This is a genomic window from Nonomuraea sp. NPDC005501 (assembly GCF_040605905.1).
Taxonomy (GTDB): Bacteria; Actinomycetota; Actinomycetes; order Streptosporangiales; family Streptosporangiaceae; genus Nonomuraea.
Genome location: NZ_JBEXDT010000003.1, coordinates 134,492 through 149,496, shown reverse-complemented (window position 1 = coordinate 149,496; position 15,005 = coordinate 134,492). Strand labels below are relative to the sequence as shown.

At 70.5% G+C, this 15,005-nt stretch carries 13 protein-coding genes; 5 read left to right on the top strand and 8 right to left on the bottom strand.

The window, feature by feature from the left end; translation table 11 throughout:
* Positions 1–241 precede the first annotated feature (241 nt).
* The gene (locus ABZS51_RS03655; protein ID WP_355435732.1) at positions 242–547 is read right to left on the bottom strand and encodes a hypothetical protein; all 306 of its coding nucleotides are present in this window, start codon (positions 545–547) and stop codon (positions 242–244) included.
* 140 nt (positions 548–687) lie between these two features.
* On the opposite strand from ABZS51_RS03655, the gene ABZS51_RS03650 reads away from it, so the two are divergent.
* Together ABZS51_RS03650 and ABZS51_RS03645 are read left to right on the top strand one after the other, a co-directional pair.
* Complete coding sequence (locus ABZS51_RS03650; protein WP_355435729.1) at positions 688–1,368, top strand: response regulator transcription factor; 681 nt, start codon at positions 688–690, stop codon at positions 1,366–1,368.
* A gap of 13 nt (positions 1,369–1,381) precedes the next feature.
* On the top strand, positions 1,382–2,737 hold the full coding sequence (locus ABZS51_RS03645; protein ID WP_355435725.1) for an ATP-binding protein: 1,356 nt from the start codon (positions 1,382–1,384) through the stop codon (positions 2,735–2,737).
* A gap of 27 nt (positions 2,738–2,764) precedes the next feature.
* Here the strand turns inward: ABZS51_RS03645 and ABZS51_RS03640 are convergent, their stop codons facing one another.
* Positions 2,765–4,288, bottom strand: a complete 1,524-nt coding sequence (locus ABZS51_RS03640) for a hypothetical protein (RefSeq protein ID WP_355435722.1) — start codon at positions 4,286–4,288, stop codon at positions 2,765–2,767.
* A 432-nt stretch (positions 4,289–4,720) separates the two neighbouring features.
* On the bottom strand, positions 4,721–5,872 hold the full coding sequence (locus ABZS51_RS03635) for a hypothetical protein (RefSeq protein WP_355435719.1): 1,152 nt from the start codon (positions 5,870–5,872) through the stop codon (positions 4,721–4,723).
* A gap of 1,318 nt (positions 5,873–7,190) precedes the next feature.
* Between ABZS51_RS03635 and ABZS51_RS03630 the strand changes: the two genes are divergently transcribed.
* The gene (locus tag ABZS51_RS03630; protein WP_355435715.1) at positions 7,191–7,439 is read left to right on the top strand and encodes a hypothetical protein; all 249 of its coding nucleotides are present in this window, start codon (positions 7,191–7,193) and stop codon (positions 7,437–7,439) included.
* A gap of 144 nt (positions 7,440–7,583) precedes the next feature.
* Here the strand turns inward: ABZS51_RS03630 and ABZS51_RS03625 are convergent, their stop codons facing one another.
* On the bottom strand, positions 7,584–8,162 hold the full coding sequence (locus ABZS51_RS03625; RefSeq protein WP_355435712.1) for an NAD(P)H-dependent oxidoreductase: 579 nt from the start codon (positions 8,160–8,162) through the stop codon (positions 7,584–7,586).
* A 24-nt stretch (positions 8,163–8,186) separates the two neighbouring features.
* Positions 8,187–9,659: an MFS transporter gene (locus ABZS51_RS03620; protein ID WP_355435710.1), complete on the bottom strand. Its 1,473-nt coding sequence runs from the start codon at positions 9,657–9,659 to the stop codon at positions 8,187–8,189.
* 169 nt (positions 9,660–9,828) lie between these two features.
* Here ABZS51_RS03620 and ABZS51_RS03615 point away from each other — a divergent pair, with 169 nt between their 5' ends.
* On the top strand, positions 9,829–10,767 hold the full coding sequence (locus ABZS51_RS03615; RefSeq protein ID WP_355435707.1) for an AraC family transcriptional regulator: 939 nt from the start codon (positions 9,829–9,831) through the stop codon (positions 10,765–10,767).
* Between the two features lie 292 nt (positions 10,768–11,059).
* On the opposite strand, the gene ABZS51_RS03610 is transcribed toward ABZS51_RS03615, so the two are convergent.
* The 3 genes from ABZS51_RS03610 to ABZS51_RS03600 form a co-directional block, all read right to left on the bottom strand.
* The gene (locus ABZS51_RS03610; protein ID WP_355435704.1) at positions 11,060–12,472 is read right to left on the bottom strand and encodes a WGR domain-containing protein; all 1,413 of its coding nucleotides are present in this window, start codon (positions 12,470–12,472) and stop codon (positions 11,060–11,062) included.
* An 80-nt stretch (positions 12,473–12,552) separates the two neighbouring features.
* Positions 12,553–13,413 (bottom strand): alpha/beta hydrolase, encoded by an 861-nt coding sequence (locus tag ABZS51_RS03605; RefSeq protein ID WP_355435702.1) that lies wholly within the window; start codon positions 13,411–13,413, stop codon positions 12,553–12,555.
* 75 nt (positions 13,414–13,488) lie between these two features.
* Positions 13,489–14,379, bottom strand: coding sequence for a class I SAM-dependent methyltransferase (locus tag ABZS51_RS03600; RefSeq protein ID WP_355435699.1), 891 nt, complete (start codon positions 14,377–14,379; stop codon positions 13,489–13,491).
* A gap of 48 nt (positions 14,380–14,427) precedes the next feature.
* On the opposite strand from ABZS51_RS03600, the gene ABZS51_RS03595 reads away from it, so the two are divergent.
* Positions 14,428–15,000: a helix-turn-helix transcriptional regulator gene (locus ABZS51_RS03595; RefSeq protein ID WP_310712072.1), complete on the top strand. Its 573-nt coding sequence runs from the start codon at positions 14,428–14,430 to the stop codon at positions 14,998–15,000.
* Positions 15,001–15,005 lie beyond the last annotated feature (5 nt).

The window sequence follows — 15,005 nt, the reverse complement described above, 5'->3', positions numbered from 1 at the left end:
GGAGACGAGTCCGAAGCTTCACCCACTTACTACTATTGGCGCGAGTAGTATCTCGCCTGCCGGCGTCATCGGGTGTCGTACCCGTGGATCGGCTTGACCAAGCCGCGATGCCGTTGGCGTGTCCGGCGGCGAGACTCGCGCACGGGTGCTGACAGACCTTCCGAGGCCGGAGCCCGCACACGTGGACCGGCCGGCGCGCATGAGCGCCGTCCTGCAACGGCGCTCACTCGCATCGCAGCGATCAGGGCGTTTCTCCGTGCGCGGTGTCACAGTTCGGCGGGCACTGGTGCTCGACGTCCTGCCCGTGCGCATCCTCGTGGGTGTCGCCTTCGGCCTTGGCGTTGTTGCTCTCGTGCTCGCCCGACTTTTCGTCGGGGTCGGGCGGCTGTGTCTTGGCCCCCAGGGGGGCCGGGTGCACCTGCGTGATGGACGCGGCACCCGCGATGTCCGAGCCCACCGCGGCGGAGGACACGGCATGCGAGCCGAGTCCCAGCGTGGTGATCGTGGCGACGGCGAGCGCGGCCAGGGTCATCGGAAATGTTCGCATCGTCCAGTCATCTCCTTTCGACATCGTGTCGACCAGTTGCGACCGTAACTCCGCGTTGATGTAAGGACGGTGAAGCATTACGGCCGGCGGACGCGGGGGCGTACACGGGCTCTACATGTGCGGGGCCTAGCATCGGTCATATGCGGGTGCTGGTCGTCGAGGACGACACCCGGATGGGTGTCCTGCTCCGGCGCGGCCTGGCGGAGGAGGGCTACGCCGTCGATCTCGCCACGGATGGCCAGAGCGCCATCTGGCAGGTGTGCGAATGCGCCTACGACGTCATCGTGCTCGATGTGATGATTCCGGGCTATGACGGATTCGAGGTTTGCCGCCGGATGCGTGCCGCCGGGCGCTGGGCACCGGTGCTGATGCTGACCGCCCGTGACGCCGTGGCCGACCGGGTCCGGGGCCTGGACGCCGGCGCCGATGACTACCTGGTCAAACCTTTCTCCTTCGACGAGTTGACGGCGCGGCTGCGGGCGGTGGTGCGGCGTGGCGCGCATGAGCGTCCCGCCGTGCTGCAGGTGGGCGATCTGCGGCTGGATCCGGCGTCTCGGCAGGCGTGGCGCGCCTCTGCGGAGATAGACCTCACCCCGAGGGAGTTCGCGGTGCTGGAGTTGTTCCTGCGGCATCCCGGCGAGGTGCTGACCCGGACGCAGATCCTTGACCATGTCTGGGACTTCGCCTACGACGGCGTGTCCAATGTGGTCGACCAGTACGTCGGGCTGCTGCGCAGGAAGATCGACCAGCCTTTCGGGCGGAGCGATCTGGAGACCGTGCGCGGCTTCGGCTACCGGTTGCGGGAACCGCGCGGAGGCTGACGTGCCGATAAGAGTGCGGCTGCTCGTGGCTTACCTCGTCGCCTCGACGGTGTTGGCCGTGTCCGGGGGGATCGTGTTCGAGCGGCAGTTGCGCGATGGTCTGGTCATGTCGATGGACACTGCGCTGCAGGCGCGCGCGGGGGAGATCGCGCAGGTGGTGCCCGAGGCCGGCACCGAATTGAACTTTCAGGATGAACCGGAACGTCTTACCACCTCGAGGGCGGCCTTCGCCCAGATCTTCGCCCCCTCTGGAGAGCTGGTTGAGGCTTCAGAGGCGACCGGCAGGCGACCGCTGCTGAACGCCGCCGAGTTGGCCACCGCACGGCGCTCGGCCGGCTGTCTCACCCGCCGCCTGAACGGCGAGGCGGTGCGGCTGCGGGCGGAGCCCGTGGCCCGCCCCACGGGAAAGTGGACCATTGTCGTCGGTGGGTCACTGGAACCGTCGCAGAGCGCCATCTCACGGGTACGCCGGGACCTGCTGGCGGCCGTCGCCGGTCTCGTCCTGCTCGGCGCGGCCGGGGTGTGGCTGCTGGCCGGCGCGGCTCTGCGACCGGTGGAACGGATGCGGCTGGCGGCGGAGGACGTGCATGTCCGGGACCCCGCGTCCCGTCTGGAAGTGCCGGCCACGCGTGATGAGATCGCTCGGCTGGGCCGTACGTTCAACGATCTCCTCGCCCGCCTGCAGGAGGCCATGCGACGACAACGCCGGTTCGTCGCCGAGGCCGGGCATGAGCTGCGCAGCCCCTTGGCCGTCCTGCAGGCGGAGCTGGAACTCGCCGCCAAGCCGGGCCGTAGCCGGACCGAGATGGCCGCGGCAGTGCACAACGCTGCGGAGGAAAGCCGACGCCTCAGCCGGCTCGCCGACAACCTGCTGTTGCTGGCGCAGAGCGATGAAGGTGTCCCGCTCGCCCGGCCGCAGCGGCTGCCGCTCGCACCCGTCCTGAGCGGGGCGGTGGACGCCATGACCAGGCGAGCATGCCGGCGCGCTGTCGGCCTGCAGGTCGACGCGCCGACCGGTATTACCGCCGACATCGACCCCGACCGGCTACGCCAGGCCCTGGACAATCTCCTGGACAACGCGCTCCGCGCCACGCCGCAGGGGGGTGACGTCATCGTCCGCGCGCGCCGCCAGGACGGCCGGATCCTCATCGAGGTGCTCGACTCCGGGCCCGGATTCCCCGAGGGCTTCCTTCCTTCCGCGTTCGAACGGTTTCGCCGTGCCGACGACACCCGCCCCCGCGACGGAGCGGGCGCCGGGCTGGGCCTGGCGATCGTGCAGGCCGTGGCCGAAGCCCACGAAGGGCGAGCCGAGGCGGCGAATCAGCCGGCGGGTGCAGGGGCCGTGGTTCGTATCGTCCTGCCGCGGTGACGGGCCGCCATCGTCGCTGCTCTGATCTCAGGGTACGAAGCGGGCCTTCCAAGGGCCGGGCAGGTCGGTCTGTTTCCAGGCTCTCGCATACGGCGGCAGGGGCGCGCTGGTGTGGACCATGACCAGCCGGGTTCCGCGTTGCATGGCCTGGCGGATGCCGTCCGGAAGGCGGTCGGGGAACCGCTGGGCGATGGCCAGCGCGTCGCAGCCGAGCAGGTATCCCATCTGCACGCCGGCCTGGCCGTAGATCACACAGGGCGGGCGCACGCCCAGGCGGCGCAGCTCCTCCACAGCCAGGCCCATCCGCGCCCTGTCCCGGAGGGTGCGGGCCGCTATCCGATGCGCGTACGTACCTTGGAGCGCCAGGTGGGCGAGCACCCCGACGGTCAGTAGCACGGTGACCGGAACCCACCACCGGCCGCGCGGCCGCAGCCCCGTCACGGCCTCCGCGACCGGCAGCGACAGCAGCGCATATGCCGGCATCAGGAAGCGCGGAGCGGCGTAGCCGACATAGAAGAGGTACGGCAGGGCGATCGTGACTCCGGTGATCGTGGCCAGCAAGACGGGGCGGAGACGGTGAGCACGCCGGGCCGACCACAGGCCGAGGAGGGTCATCGCGGGGATGACCAGCGCCCATGCCAGCGCGACCGGTGAAACGTCTCCGCATTTCACGCCGAACCGGCACAAGGACGGGCCGTCCAACGCCCGCGCGTGCTCGACCAGGGACACGGTCAGCCCGGTCATGTTGGCCTTGCCTGCCTCGCGCAGCCGTGCGGCGATGCCACCGTAACTCAGCTCCGCCTCGACCAGCCACTGCCCCCAGCCGACGGCCAGTCCCACCGCGATGGCGGCGAGCGGTACGAGCGCGCGCCGCCCGAGCACGACAAGTGCCGCGCAGGCGAGTGGCAGGGAGAGGAACAGCGCGTCCGATGGTCGCATCAACGACACGGCGGCCAGCGATCCGGCCAGCCCGGCCGGCACCCTCCAGGAACGGGTGACCGGCTCGGCGGGGCCGATCACCGCGTGTGCGGAGCGGCCGACGGTGAGCCCGGCGGCCGGGCGGGAGCGGACGGCCAGCACGACCAAGCCGGTGGCCGCGACCCCGCCGAGCGCGACGTACAGATTCGGCATGGCCTCGTTGCCGTAGAACAGCGACAACCAGCACCCGCCGAACAGCAGCGCGCCGAGCGGAACGGAGCGGTCTGCGCGCACGCGCACCCACACGAGGAACGCGCCGAACAGGGAGAGGGAGGACACCGCGGTCAGATAGAGGCGCAACGCGAACACCGAGTCAGTCATTGCCACCACCGGGGCGACCAGCAGCGGAACCCCCCGTGCACGGGGAGCGCTGAAGGGCGCGGGCGGCGCGTGGGACGCGTACTGGCTCGCGTAGATGGCCTCGTCCCAGCCGATGCCCATTCGTGGTGGGACCACCACGAGCTGAGCCACGCCGTACAGGACGCTGACCAGCGCGAGGAGCACGGTCGGGTGCGGAGCGGAAAGCCACCTGGAGGCGACGGCCGCTGGCGCACGCGGACGAGTGGCCGTCATGCTGAACTCCGAACTAGGCAGACGAACGTCGTCTACCCGAGCCGACCTATCGCGACACAGTCGGTACCGTCGCGCCGGTCACCTTTGTTAAGATTTGATGGGTGCACTGACCAGGCATTTCGTCATGCTTTGCACCCGAGTGGCCATCCTGCCGTTGGCGATTGGGCGCGCAGCCGAGCGGCGGCGGCCGGAGTCGCGAGAGGGACGCGGCCGGGCTGGATGACGGGGAAGATGATGAAGACCCGCATGGATGGGCATTCGGGATCATGAGCGCCACCGCGAACACGATCTGGTGAGGTAGGGCCAGGACCAGCACGGTCCCGGCCCTGTGTCATGTCTGGCGCTCCGCGTCCGTGTTCGTCCACGGACTGGCCGTCACGCGCCCGACCGGAGCGGCCCTTGCTCGCACGACTGCTGACAGGGGCGGTTCTGTCATCCCGAGCAGCCGGGCACCAAGCCCGAGCAGTTCGTGGGCTTGTTCTCGGCTACCTTGGTGTCCTTCAGCGTGACCTTGGCGCCGAGCCAGTTGTTGATGCCGCCGCCGGCCCTGGCAGCCCGGTTCTTCGTGATCTTGCTGTCTATGACAGTCAGCAGGGTCTGGTCTGCTTGCGGGTCCTGCTCGTTGTTGATGCCGGCGCCGTCGCGGCCGGCCTGGTTCTCCTTGATCTCCACCTTTTGCAGGGTCGCGGTGCCTTCGTTGTTGATGCCGCCGCCGTCGCGGCCCGCGACGTTCTCCTCGAAGGACGTGTAGCTGATGTTCAGCGTCGCGTCCTCGCTGTTGTCGATGCCCGCGCCTTCGACGCCGGCCCAGTTCGCCTCGAACTCGCTGTTCTTGATCGTCGCGGTTCCGAGGTTCTTGAGACCGCCGCCGTCGTCGTCGCGAGCCTCGTTGTTCTCGATGTCGCTCTTCTCTATGAAGAGCGCGCCCTGGTTGTGGATGCCGCCGCCGTCCTCGTCCGCCGTGTTGCCCGTGACCTTCGTCTTCTTGAGTATCAGCGTGCCGGCCGCGTTGTTGCTGATGCCGCCGCCGTCACCGGCCGCGCCCGGGACCGACGTTGTGACCACATTGGTGACGACGCGGCTTTCGACGAGGGTGACGGTGCCACCCTCGTTGGAGATGCCCCCGCCGTCCCCGGTGGCCTGGTTGCCGGCGACGATGCAGTCATCCAGCCACAACTTGCCCTCGTTGGCGATGCCGCCGCCGTCTCCATCGACGTCGCCACCGGTCACGGTGACGTCCTTCAGGCGCAGTTCGCCGCCCTCGTTGACCGCGAGGAGGCGGAACTGCTCCACTCCGGCTTGAGACGAGCGGATGAGGGTCGACTCGTCGCCGATGATGCTGACCCTTCCGGTGATCGGCGGCAGAGCCAGGTCAGTGTCGTCCTGGAACTCGTCCTCGAAGCGGTAGGCGCACCGCTCAGCGAGTTTGATCGTGCCGCCCTGAGGATTCGCGTTCGCGAGACCGATCGCCGCGATGAGCCCGGTGACATCGCCGCAGCCCACCTCAGAAGATGCCTCGGCGGCCATGGCAGGCGTGGCGCAGTAGAGGCATAGGCTCGCCGCCGCGATTGATCCGGAGAGCACGAGACGTATTTTCATACGTTTCCTTTCCTGTTCGGTTCCGTGAGACCCCACCGGTGGCGCCGGAGACGAACCGTGGGCACTCGGGGTTCCCGCCAGGCGTACCATCCATTACGGGCATGCTCTTTGTGGCATCGTGTGCATCTTGTGATTCCATACCAAGGGCTGTCGGTATTTGACGCTGGCCGCCCATCCGGCATGCAGGACACCGCCGGACTTTGATGTCCGATGGTCAAGGTGCAATTCGGGGGAAATTGTCCGGAGAAATGCACAATGTACGAGCCTCCGTTATCCTGAGAAAAGGAGAGGCTTCCCAAGGCGGGCGGATTTGGCCATGAATCACAGGGCGCCGAGCCGATCCTGGCGACCTGCTTCATGGTGGGCGGATCGATACCGGTGGCAATCACGGTGGGTGATGGCGGCGCGTGGCGGTCACCCAGGGATGCGGGGAAGTCCGTGGCTCGCGTGGATCATGGCTGTCCTCTGCGCAGGCGATTTTCGCGAGACCACGGACGTGAACGGCTTCTGTGGGGTGTTCGCCACCCGCGTCAAGGCGTGTACCTGACAGGCATCACTCACGTCAGAGCTCACGTTTTCCGCGGCGGGCGCAAGCGGAGGAGGAGTCGCGCGCCGAGGATGTCGAGCAGTACCGGCCGGCCCGCGTCTGGGGACGTGACGCAGCGGTGGCCGCGACTTTCGTGCGGACGCTCGTCGGCCTCCGCAATGCCCCGGAGCGGCCATAGGCCACTCCGGGTGCGCCTCCCTGCATCGCCAACCGTTTGAGCAGTTTCTCGCATGCATTGCGCTCTGAACGTGACAGGTCACCGTTCTCGCGCTGAGGCGCCAGACGGGGCAGCCCCTTCTCTTTCCGCTCAGCAGGGCGTGAAGAAGACTTTCTGCGTGCCTTCCAGCGTCCCCCATTCGCCCGGAGGCTGACTGCACCCGGACCAGCGCTGTCCGATGAGCTGTTCCCCGCTGTAGTAGCTGATGACGAGGAGGTTGTCACCCCCTGGCGGGGGAGGAGGAATAGCGTGAGCCGGGGTCGAGCCGACAGTGAGCGCGCCGGCGGCCAGCACCGCCGCTGAAACGCCTCGCCTGATGTGCATGAAGGTTCCTCCAGAGCGAGCGCCGAGGCCCTTTGCGTGATCTGAGATCAAGGTATCCGCCTTCGACGAACGTTGCCAGCAGCAGCCGATCATTCATGCTCGGCGTGATGGCGCGAATTCTGTCGTGGTGACGTTCATGCAGTTCAGGGGGTACTTGGAGCCGGCTCGCCCGCAGCTCGGGATGAGCTGCGGGCGTCTCTTCCGCGTCGAGCGGCGTGACCTACGTGCAGGGCTGGGCGGCCTTGGCCTTCGCGGCCACGGCGCCTGACGGTGACTCCGTCGCCGCGGCCGCCGGCGCCCTGCTCGGAGCGCTGTACGGCGTCGACGTCCGGCCGGTCGAGCTGGTGTGGGTCATGGACACGCTCGCGCGCGATCTGGTCCTCGCAGATCACCACCAACCCGCTGGCGACGGGTACGGACCGCCGAAAGAGCCGTCCTGGTGGGACCGCTACCCGGGCTGGTGATCAGCGCCGGCGTCGCTGACCAGGCCTCGCGCTGCCCGGCGATGATCGTCTCCGCGCGGGGCGAGGTCGTCGCCGAGGCGACCGGCGGGTGACCCACGCGCTTGCCGCGATCCTCACCCGTCCACGCCGGGGCCGCTGATCACCTCACCCGGCAGTACCTGACGAGGAGCGGCGAAGGGGCCGCAACGCCTCGCCCCAAGCGACGACCTGGTCCAGCATGGCGGTGAGCGCGTCCTCCTGCTGGGCAGCCGGTTTGAGGACGCTGAAGTGCTCGAAGTCGGTGAACAGCGACAGCGCGACCTGGGCGCGCACGTCGGCGACCTGGAGCTCGCCCATCACCAGCCGCAGGTGCTCCACCGCGCGGGTGCCGCCGGCGCTGCCGTAGCCGACGAACCCGGCGGCTTTGTTGTTCCATTCGGCGTACAGGAAGTCGATGGCGTTCTTCAACGCGCCCGACGTCGAGTGGTTGTACTCCGGTGTCACGAACACGTAGGCGTCGAAGGACGCGATCGTCGCGGCCCACTCGCGGGTGTGCGGGAGGGCGTACTGGCCCATCGCCGCAGGCATCACCTCGTCCAGATGCGGCAGCTCGTAGTCCTTGATGTCCACCACTTCGTACTCGGCGTCGCCGCGCTCGACCGCCAGGTCGTGGACCCAGCGAGCCACTCTCTCCCCGTTACGTCCTGGGCGGGTGCTGCCGATGACGATCGCTACCTTGATCATGATTGTTCTCTCCGTTCAGCTGATTCAGGAATGCATGCTGCTCGTGACCGGATGCTCACCGGCCGCGGGGGGCCGACGCGGCCCGACCGGGCCGGCGGGTAGCACGACGAAGCCGAGGAGGACGGCGATGACGAGGAGGCCCGCGCCGACGCCGAACGCCAGGTGGTAGCCGGCGTTCAGTGCCGAGACGGTACGGTTCCCGCCGGCGGCCAGCGCGTCGGTGCGCCCCGAGGCCAGCGCCGCCAGGGCGGCCAGGCCGAGCGCGCCACCGACCTGCGCCCCTGTTCCGGCCAGGCCGGAGGCGAGCCCGGTGTCGCCGGGATGGACACCCGACATGGCGAGTGTCATGACCGCGGGCATCGCCAGGCCCGCGCCCGCCCCGAGCAGCACCATCGACGGCAGGACGTCCAGCGCGTACCCGCCGCCCACCGGGCTGCGCGTGAACAGCGCCAGCGCCGCCGTGATGAGCGTCAGACCCGTGAGCAGGACGGCGCGCGGGCCGAGACGGGTGTTCAGGCGCGGGGCCAGGCCGAGAGAGACAACCGCCAGCACCAGCGCGATGGGCAGCCCCGCCAGGCTGGTCGCGGCCGCGCCGTAGCCCAGGACCCGCTGCATGTACAGGACGGTGAGGAACTGGAATCCCGACATGCCCGCCACCATCAGGACCTGGACGAGGTTGGCGCCCGACAGGTTGCGCGAGCGGAAGACGCGCAGTGGCATCAGCGGGCTCCTGGCCCTGGCCTGGCGGGCGGCGAACCCCGCGAGCAAGGCGATGGACAGGGCGCCGAGGCCGAGCGTGTGAGCCGATCCCCAGCCGTGCTCCTCGACCTTCACGATGGTGTAGACGCCGGCCATCAGGCCCGCGGTGACCAGGAACGCGCCCGCGACGTCGGCTCCCGCGGCGAGGCCGAGCCCGCGGTCGGCGGCCAGCAGGCGTACGGCCAGCACGGCGGCCACGACCCCGACCGGTGCGTTGACGAAGAAGATCCAGTGCCAGCCGGCCGCCTGCGCCAGGACGCCCCCGGCGGTGCCGCCGATCGCGCCGCCGGCCGCAGCGACGAAGCCGATCGCGCCGATCGCCCTGGCCATCTCGCGTGGCTCCTGGAAGAGGGTCACGATGATGCCCATGACCACGGCCGAGGCCATCGCCCCGCCCGCTCCCTGAACGAACCGGGCGGCGACCAGCATCTCCTGACTTACCGACAGCCCGCACAGCAGCGAGGCCGCGGTGAACACGACCAGGCCCGCGACGAACATGTGCTTGCGGCCGATCAGGTCGCCCAGCCGCCCGGACAGCAGCAACAAGCCACCGAAGGCGATCATGTAGGCGTTGACGACCCAGGCCAGACCGGCCGCGGAGAAGCCCAGGTCGTTCTGGATGGGCGGCAGCGCCACGTACACGATGCTGGAGTCAATGATGATCATCAGTTGTACGGCGCTGAGCACGGCAAACGCGCGCCAGCGCGACGCGTGAGCCGGTGGGGCGTCGTGGGGCATATGCGGTTTCTCCCGTAGGGCAAGAAGGGGGTGGCGCCTCGCCCGGGAAGGGGCGGTCACCTTTCGCACATCTGACCGTAGAGTGATCAGTGGAGATGATCCATGCTCATGAATCTCGTATTCATACGTCATCGTCTCTTGAAATAGACGATGGACCTATGATGGCCTCATGGATGTGCTCAGTGACGTGATCGCGGCCATGCGCATCGGACGCCCCGCCTCCGCGCGCGTGCGACGACACGCCCCCTGGGGCCGGCGCTACCCCCCCGTGCCGGGAGCCGCCTTCCACGTGATCCTGCAGGGCACCTGCTGGCTGCTCCCACCGGACGGCGACCCCATGGCGCTGGCCCCGGGCGACGTGGTGTTCCTTCCCGGGCCGGTCGACCACGGACTGGCCGACACCCCCTCAACCCCCTTGACCGAGCCCTTCTGCACCCCCGACGAGCAGGGCGTCCACTTCGGGCAACGCGACGAGTTCCCGCCGGACGCGGTGCGGGGCTCGGGCGCTCCGAGCGTGACCCTGTGCGGCGCCTACCAGTTCGACCTCTCCCGCGCGCATCCCCTGCTGAACGAGCTGCCGCGGATCGTCCACCTGCCGGCCCGGCGGGGCCGCCACCCCGAGCTGCGCGCCGCCGTCGACCTCCTCGGCGGCGAGCTGGAGGACTCCCGTCTCGGCTCCGACGCCGCCGTGCCCGCACTGCTCGACGTGCTTCTGCTGTTCATCCTGCGCGCCTGGTTCGCCGAGCAGCCCGAGCGCGGCGCCGCCACCGGCTGGGCCGCGGCGCTCGGCGACCCGGCGATCATCACGGCTCTGGGTTGCCTTCATCGCGACCCGGCCCGGCAGTGGACGGTGGAGGAGCTGGGATCGCGGGCCGGGCTGTCCCGGGCGGCCTTCGCCCGGCGCTTCACCGCGCTGGTCGGTCAGCCGCCGCTCACCTACCTGACCTGGTGGCGCATGACCACGGCGGCCCGGCTCCTGCGTGACTCCGACGCCCCGCTGAGCGTCGTGGCCCAGCAGATCGGCTACACCTCGGAATTCGCCTTCGCCAACGCCTTCAAGCGGCAGTACGGCACCGCCCCTGGCAAGTACCGCCGACAAGGAGCCTGACGCGGCTCGGCGGCGTGGGACGGTACGCGCCTGTCCCGGTCAGAGGGTGGGCGGCTCACGGGAGCGGGCCGGTCCGGTGGACGCTGCGGATCGCGGCGACGGCCGGACGCGGGAGCGGATCGCCCAGTGCCGCGGCCATGGCGTTGAGTTCCCGCTTCACCCGCGAGGCGATGCCGCCCCCGAGCACGTACCTGGTCGGGGTGGCGGCCCGCCGGGCGCCCGCTGCGCTACGGGCTCCGCCCCGGCAACCTGCCGGAAGTCGATCAGGACGCGCACCGGCTCGGCGGTGCCGTCACAGGAGGCGGCGGATGTCGCCGTAGGCGCGGTAGAAGCCGCCGCGGCCCGACGGGCGTACGCCGTCCACCAGGTAGCGGGCGCCCTCCTCACGGATCTCCTTGGGGAACTGGACGTTCCACCGCTCGTAGCCGGGGCTGGCCACCCGCACCCGCAGCCGGTCGCCCTCGCGCGTGCACTCCACGACGACTCCCTCGCCGGCGGTCGTGGTGGTCTCCACCACGACCGACGGCTCGACCGGGGTGAGCGTGGCCGCGGCCTTGACGTCCACGGGCTGCGGGACCGTGCCCTCGCGGGCCGCGGCGATGGCCGCCTCGCTGGCGTCGATGCAGGCCAGCGTCCCGTCGGTGGTGACGATGTAGAGGCGGTCGTCGAGGAACTGCATGGACAGGGCCGAGCCGCAGCCGGTGGCGAGCTTCCACAGCCGCTCGCCGGAGGCGTCGAAGCAGTACACGGAGGAGTGGTTGTCGCCGGCGAAGACGTGCCGGCCGCCGGGCGAGGTGGCGCAGGAGTAGACGTAGCCGTCGCACTGGTAGACCCCCTCGGTGCGGCCGTCGTCCTTGGCCAGCCGGTGGACGGTGCGGCGGGCGGTGCCGGCGTAGACCGACCGCTGCTCCTGCCAGCCGAACAGCACGCCGCCGGCCGACGCGTTCTCCCACACGAGGGTGCCGTCGGAGGCGTCGTAGCGGGCGACGCCGTTCGAGTGGCCGTGGTAGACGGAGTCCTGGTCGCACCTGACCATCCAGGCGGAACCGCCGCGGCCGGTGCGCGCCCACTGGAACTCGTCCTCGTAGTCGATCGTGGTGATGCGCCCGGCGCGGTCGGAGACGCCGAGGATGCCGTCGCGGATGTCGAGCCAGTAGATGTCCACGTCCGCGGCGATCTCGTAGGCGGCCCGCGGCACCTTGCCGCTGAGGTCGTACACGCGGCCGTCGTCGCAGCCGGCGTAGATCCAGAAGTCGTCGGCGACGATGCACTTGACGCCGTCGGGCAGGCGGTACTGGTTGGTGACGGTGCCGGAGTGGGTGACGGTGTAGGCGTCGCCGCGCTGGTTGCCGACCCAGCAGCGCTCGGCGTCCACGAAGATGCCGAACGCGGCGGCGCCGCTGGCGAAGCGCCACAGGACCGGGGCCTGCCGGGCGGTGGAGCGGCTGCTGGTGACCGCCCGGCGGGTGATCGCCCGCCGCTGGCGCACGCCGCGGACAGCCGGCGCGTACCCCTTGCGGATCTTGTCGCTGATCTTCTTGGCGGCCGCCGCCTGGGCCTTGGCCTCGGTGGGGAAGCCGGTGACCTTCGTCTGGCCGGCCTCGCCGATGCGCCCGTAGGTGATCGTCACCTGGGCGCCGGACACGATCACCTCGTAGAACTTGTGCGATCCGCCGTCGTCTTCCGACAGCTCCAGGTACGTCATGTCCGTGCTCTCCAGGGTCGGGCTTGATCAACTGCCCGGGACACTAGAGGATCGCGGTGACAAACTGGGATATGTGCTGATCAGCGGGCCCGGAGCCACTCCAGGGCCGCCGGGGCGGATGTGAGGATGGAGAGGTGCCCGTCCTCGGGGGACAGCCGCAGCTCCGCCCGGGGGCAGCGGCCGGCCAGCCACCGGCCGTGCGAGCTGGGCACGACCCGGTCCTGGCCGCCGTGGGCCAGCAGGACCGGCGCGGTGATGTGGGCCGCGTCGAAGCCCCAGGGGGCGACATAGGCGAGATCGTCGTCTATGAGCGCGGCCGGGCCGTTCTCGACCGCCGGGCCGACGACCTCGCCGAACCAGGACCACGAGCCGGAGAGCGCGGCGTGGTCCGCCGCCGTGAACATGTCCGGGTCGTACTCGGCGGTGGCCTCGTACGCCTCCTTGGCGGCGCGTCCCTCGGCGGCCGCCCGCAGCGACGCCATGCCGGAGGCGTGCATGCCGGCGAACCAGTCGAGCCCGTCGGCGCCGAACGGGGCCAGGCCGCCCACGCTGACCACGGCGAGAACGCGCTCCGGCAGGAGGGCGGCGCAGGCCAGGGCATGCGGGCCGCCGCCGGAATGGCCCATGACCGCGAACCGGCCGATTCCCAGCGCGTCGGCCACGGCCGAGGTGTAGGCGGCCGCCGAGGCCACGTCCCGGCCCGGGGCCGGTGTGGAGCCGCCGTATCCGGGCCGGTCGTAGGACACCCAGCGGATGCCGAGCCGCTCCGAGGCGGGAAGGAGCGGCCGGGGAGGCGCGCCGATGTTCGGCGTGCCGTGGTGCCACAGGACGGGGAGGAGGCCGGGGGAGTCGTCCCCGCCGGTGTCGTAGACGTGCAGGGTGGTGCCGTCGTCCAGCTTCAGGTCCAGCTCCGTCACCGGCCGCGCGCCGCCCGAGTTCATGGGCGTACGGTACACGGCCTCGCGGCTCGCCGGACGGGGGCGGGCGGTCGTCTGCGGATCAGGTGCGGCCGTGCCTCAGCGGCCGGAGGGGCGGCGGGCGGCCCAGGCGGTGCGGGTGCCGCGGACGGTCAGGTCCCGGCGGCGCAGGAGCGAGCCGGGGGTGTCGTCGGCCAGCAGGTGGTCGAGCACGTCGAGGTCGTCGGCGGCCAGCAGGGGGTCGAGGGCGGAGCGGATGCGGCTCAGGTAGGCGTGCGCGTACCGCCCGACGTCCGGCAGCGCCGGATCCGCCTCGATGGTGAAGACCCGCTGCTCGGCGATCTGGAAGCCGGCCCGCTCCAGGGACGTCCGCCAGTCCGGGTGGGAGTTCCAGCCGGCCCGTGCCGCGGCCTCGTGCCAGCGTGACTCCAGGCCGGGGCGACCCAGTCCGAGGTCGTCGGGCAGGAAACGCGGCAGGTCGTCCATCTCGACGACCGCCAGCAGGCCGCCGGGGTTCAGGGCGGCGTGGACGTCGCGGATCAGCCGGTCCGGGTCGGCGACCTCGTGCAGCGACGAGGCCGCCCACGCCACGTCCAGCGCGCCGATCCCGGGCCACGCGACGTCCAGGTCGGCCCGCACCGCGCGTACCCGGTCCGCCGCCTCGTGCCCGCGCGCCTTGGCCAGCACCCGTTCGAGCATCGGCGCCGACTTGTCGACCGCGACCACGTCCGCCTTCGGGAAGCGGCGGGCGAGTGCCAGAGTCCCGGTGCCGGTCCCGGCGCCGAGGTCGGCGACCGTCCGGGGCCCGTCCGGGGCGTGCCGCGCCACCCACGCGGTCACCTCGTCGAGGTACGGGCCGAGCAGCTCCGCGTCCAGGTCCAGCAGCTCCGCCAGCCCGGCCCCGTCGTCGTGATGCCCGTCGCCGTGATGCCCGTCGTCGTGATGGCGGTGAGAGTGATCGTGCTGGTGGGACCGTGAGTGGTGTGTCATGCGCTTCACGCTAGGCGGTCCCTGCGCCCAAGACATACACTCTTGCGCATGACGCAAGAAGTCGCCTTGGAGAGCCTGATCCGCCGGCGCATCCGGGGCCTGCGCGTGGCTCGCGGCTGGTCGCTGGACGCCCTCGCCGCCCGTTGTCACCTCAGCCCCTCCACCCTGAGCCGCATCGAGACCGGGCACCGCAGGATCGCCCTCGACCAGCTCGTGCCGATCGCCCGGGCGCTCGACACGACGCTCGACCAGCTCGTCGAGTCCGCCGAGGACGAGGACGTCGTGATCCGGCCGCAGCCCTGCGACTCGCCGGGGCTGACGACCTGGCTGCTGTCCCGCGAACGCACCCTGCACGGCGTGACCGTGGCGAAGATGCGCATCACCCCGGACCGGCCGGCCGGGCCCGACCACCTGGGGGTGCACCCGGGCCGCGAGTGGTTCACGGTCCTGTCCGGCACGGCCCGGCTGCACCTGGGCGAGCGCGTCATCCTGGTCTCGGCGGGCGACGCGGCCGAGTTCTCCACCATGGTGCCGCACGCCATCGGCGCTCACGACGGCCCCGTGGAGATCCTCACCATTTTCGACCACGACGGGCAGCGCGCCCACCTGCACGGCTCATGACAGCT

What these genes read in the sequence shown, in the direction of transcription:
- ABZS51_RS03600 (WP_355435699.1), bottom strand. Translation starts at nt 14,379, where the DNA reads ATGACACACCACTCACGGTCCCACCAGCACGATCACTCTCACCGCCAT.
- ABZS51_RS03620 (WP_355435710.1), bottom strand. Translation starts at nt 9,659, where the DNA reads ATGCCCCACGACGCCCCACCGGCTCACGCGTCGCGCTGGCGCGCGTTT.
- ABZS51_RS03610 (WP_355435704.1), bottom strand. Translation starts at nt 12,472, where the DNA reads ATGACGTACCTGGAGCTGTCGGAAGACGACGGCGGATCGCACAAGTTC.
- ABZS51_RS03625 (WP_355435712.1), bottom strand. Translation starts at nt 8,162, where the DNA reads ATGATCAAGGTAGCGATCGTCATCGGCAGCACCCGCCCAGGACGTAAC.
- ABZS51_RS03640 (WP_355435722.1), bottom strand. Translation starts at nt 4,288, where the DNA reads ATGACGGCCACTCGTCCGCGTGCGCCAGCGGCCGTCGCCTCCAGGTGG.
- ABZS51_RS03650 (WP_355435729.1), top strand. Translation starts at nt 688, where the DNA reads ATGCGGGTGCTGGTCGTCGAGGACGACACCCGGATGGGTGTCCTGCTC.
- ABZS51_RS03595 (WP_310712072.1), top strand. Translation starts at nt 14,428, where the DNA reads ATGACGCAAGAAGTCGCCTTGGAGAGCCTGATCCGCCGGCGCATCCGG.
- ABZS51_RS03655 (WP_355435732.1), bottom strand. Translation starts at nt 547, where the DNA reads ATGCGAACATTTCCGATGACCCTGGCCGCGCTCGCCGTCGCCACGATC.
- ABZS51_RS03605 (WP_355435702.1), bottom strand. Translation starts at nt 13,413, where the DNA reads ATGAACTCGGGCGGCGCGCGGCCGGTGACGGAGCTGGACCTGAAGCTG.
- ABZS51_RS03615 (WP_355435707.1), top strand. Translation starts at nt 9,829, where the DNA reads ATGGATGTGCTCAGTGACGTGATCGCGGCCATGCGCATCGGACGCCCC.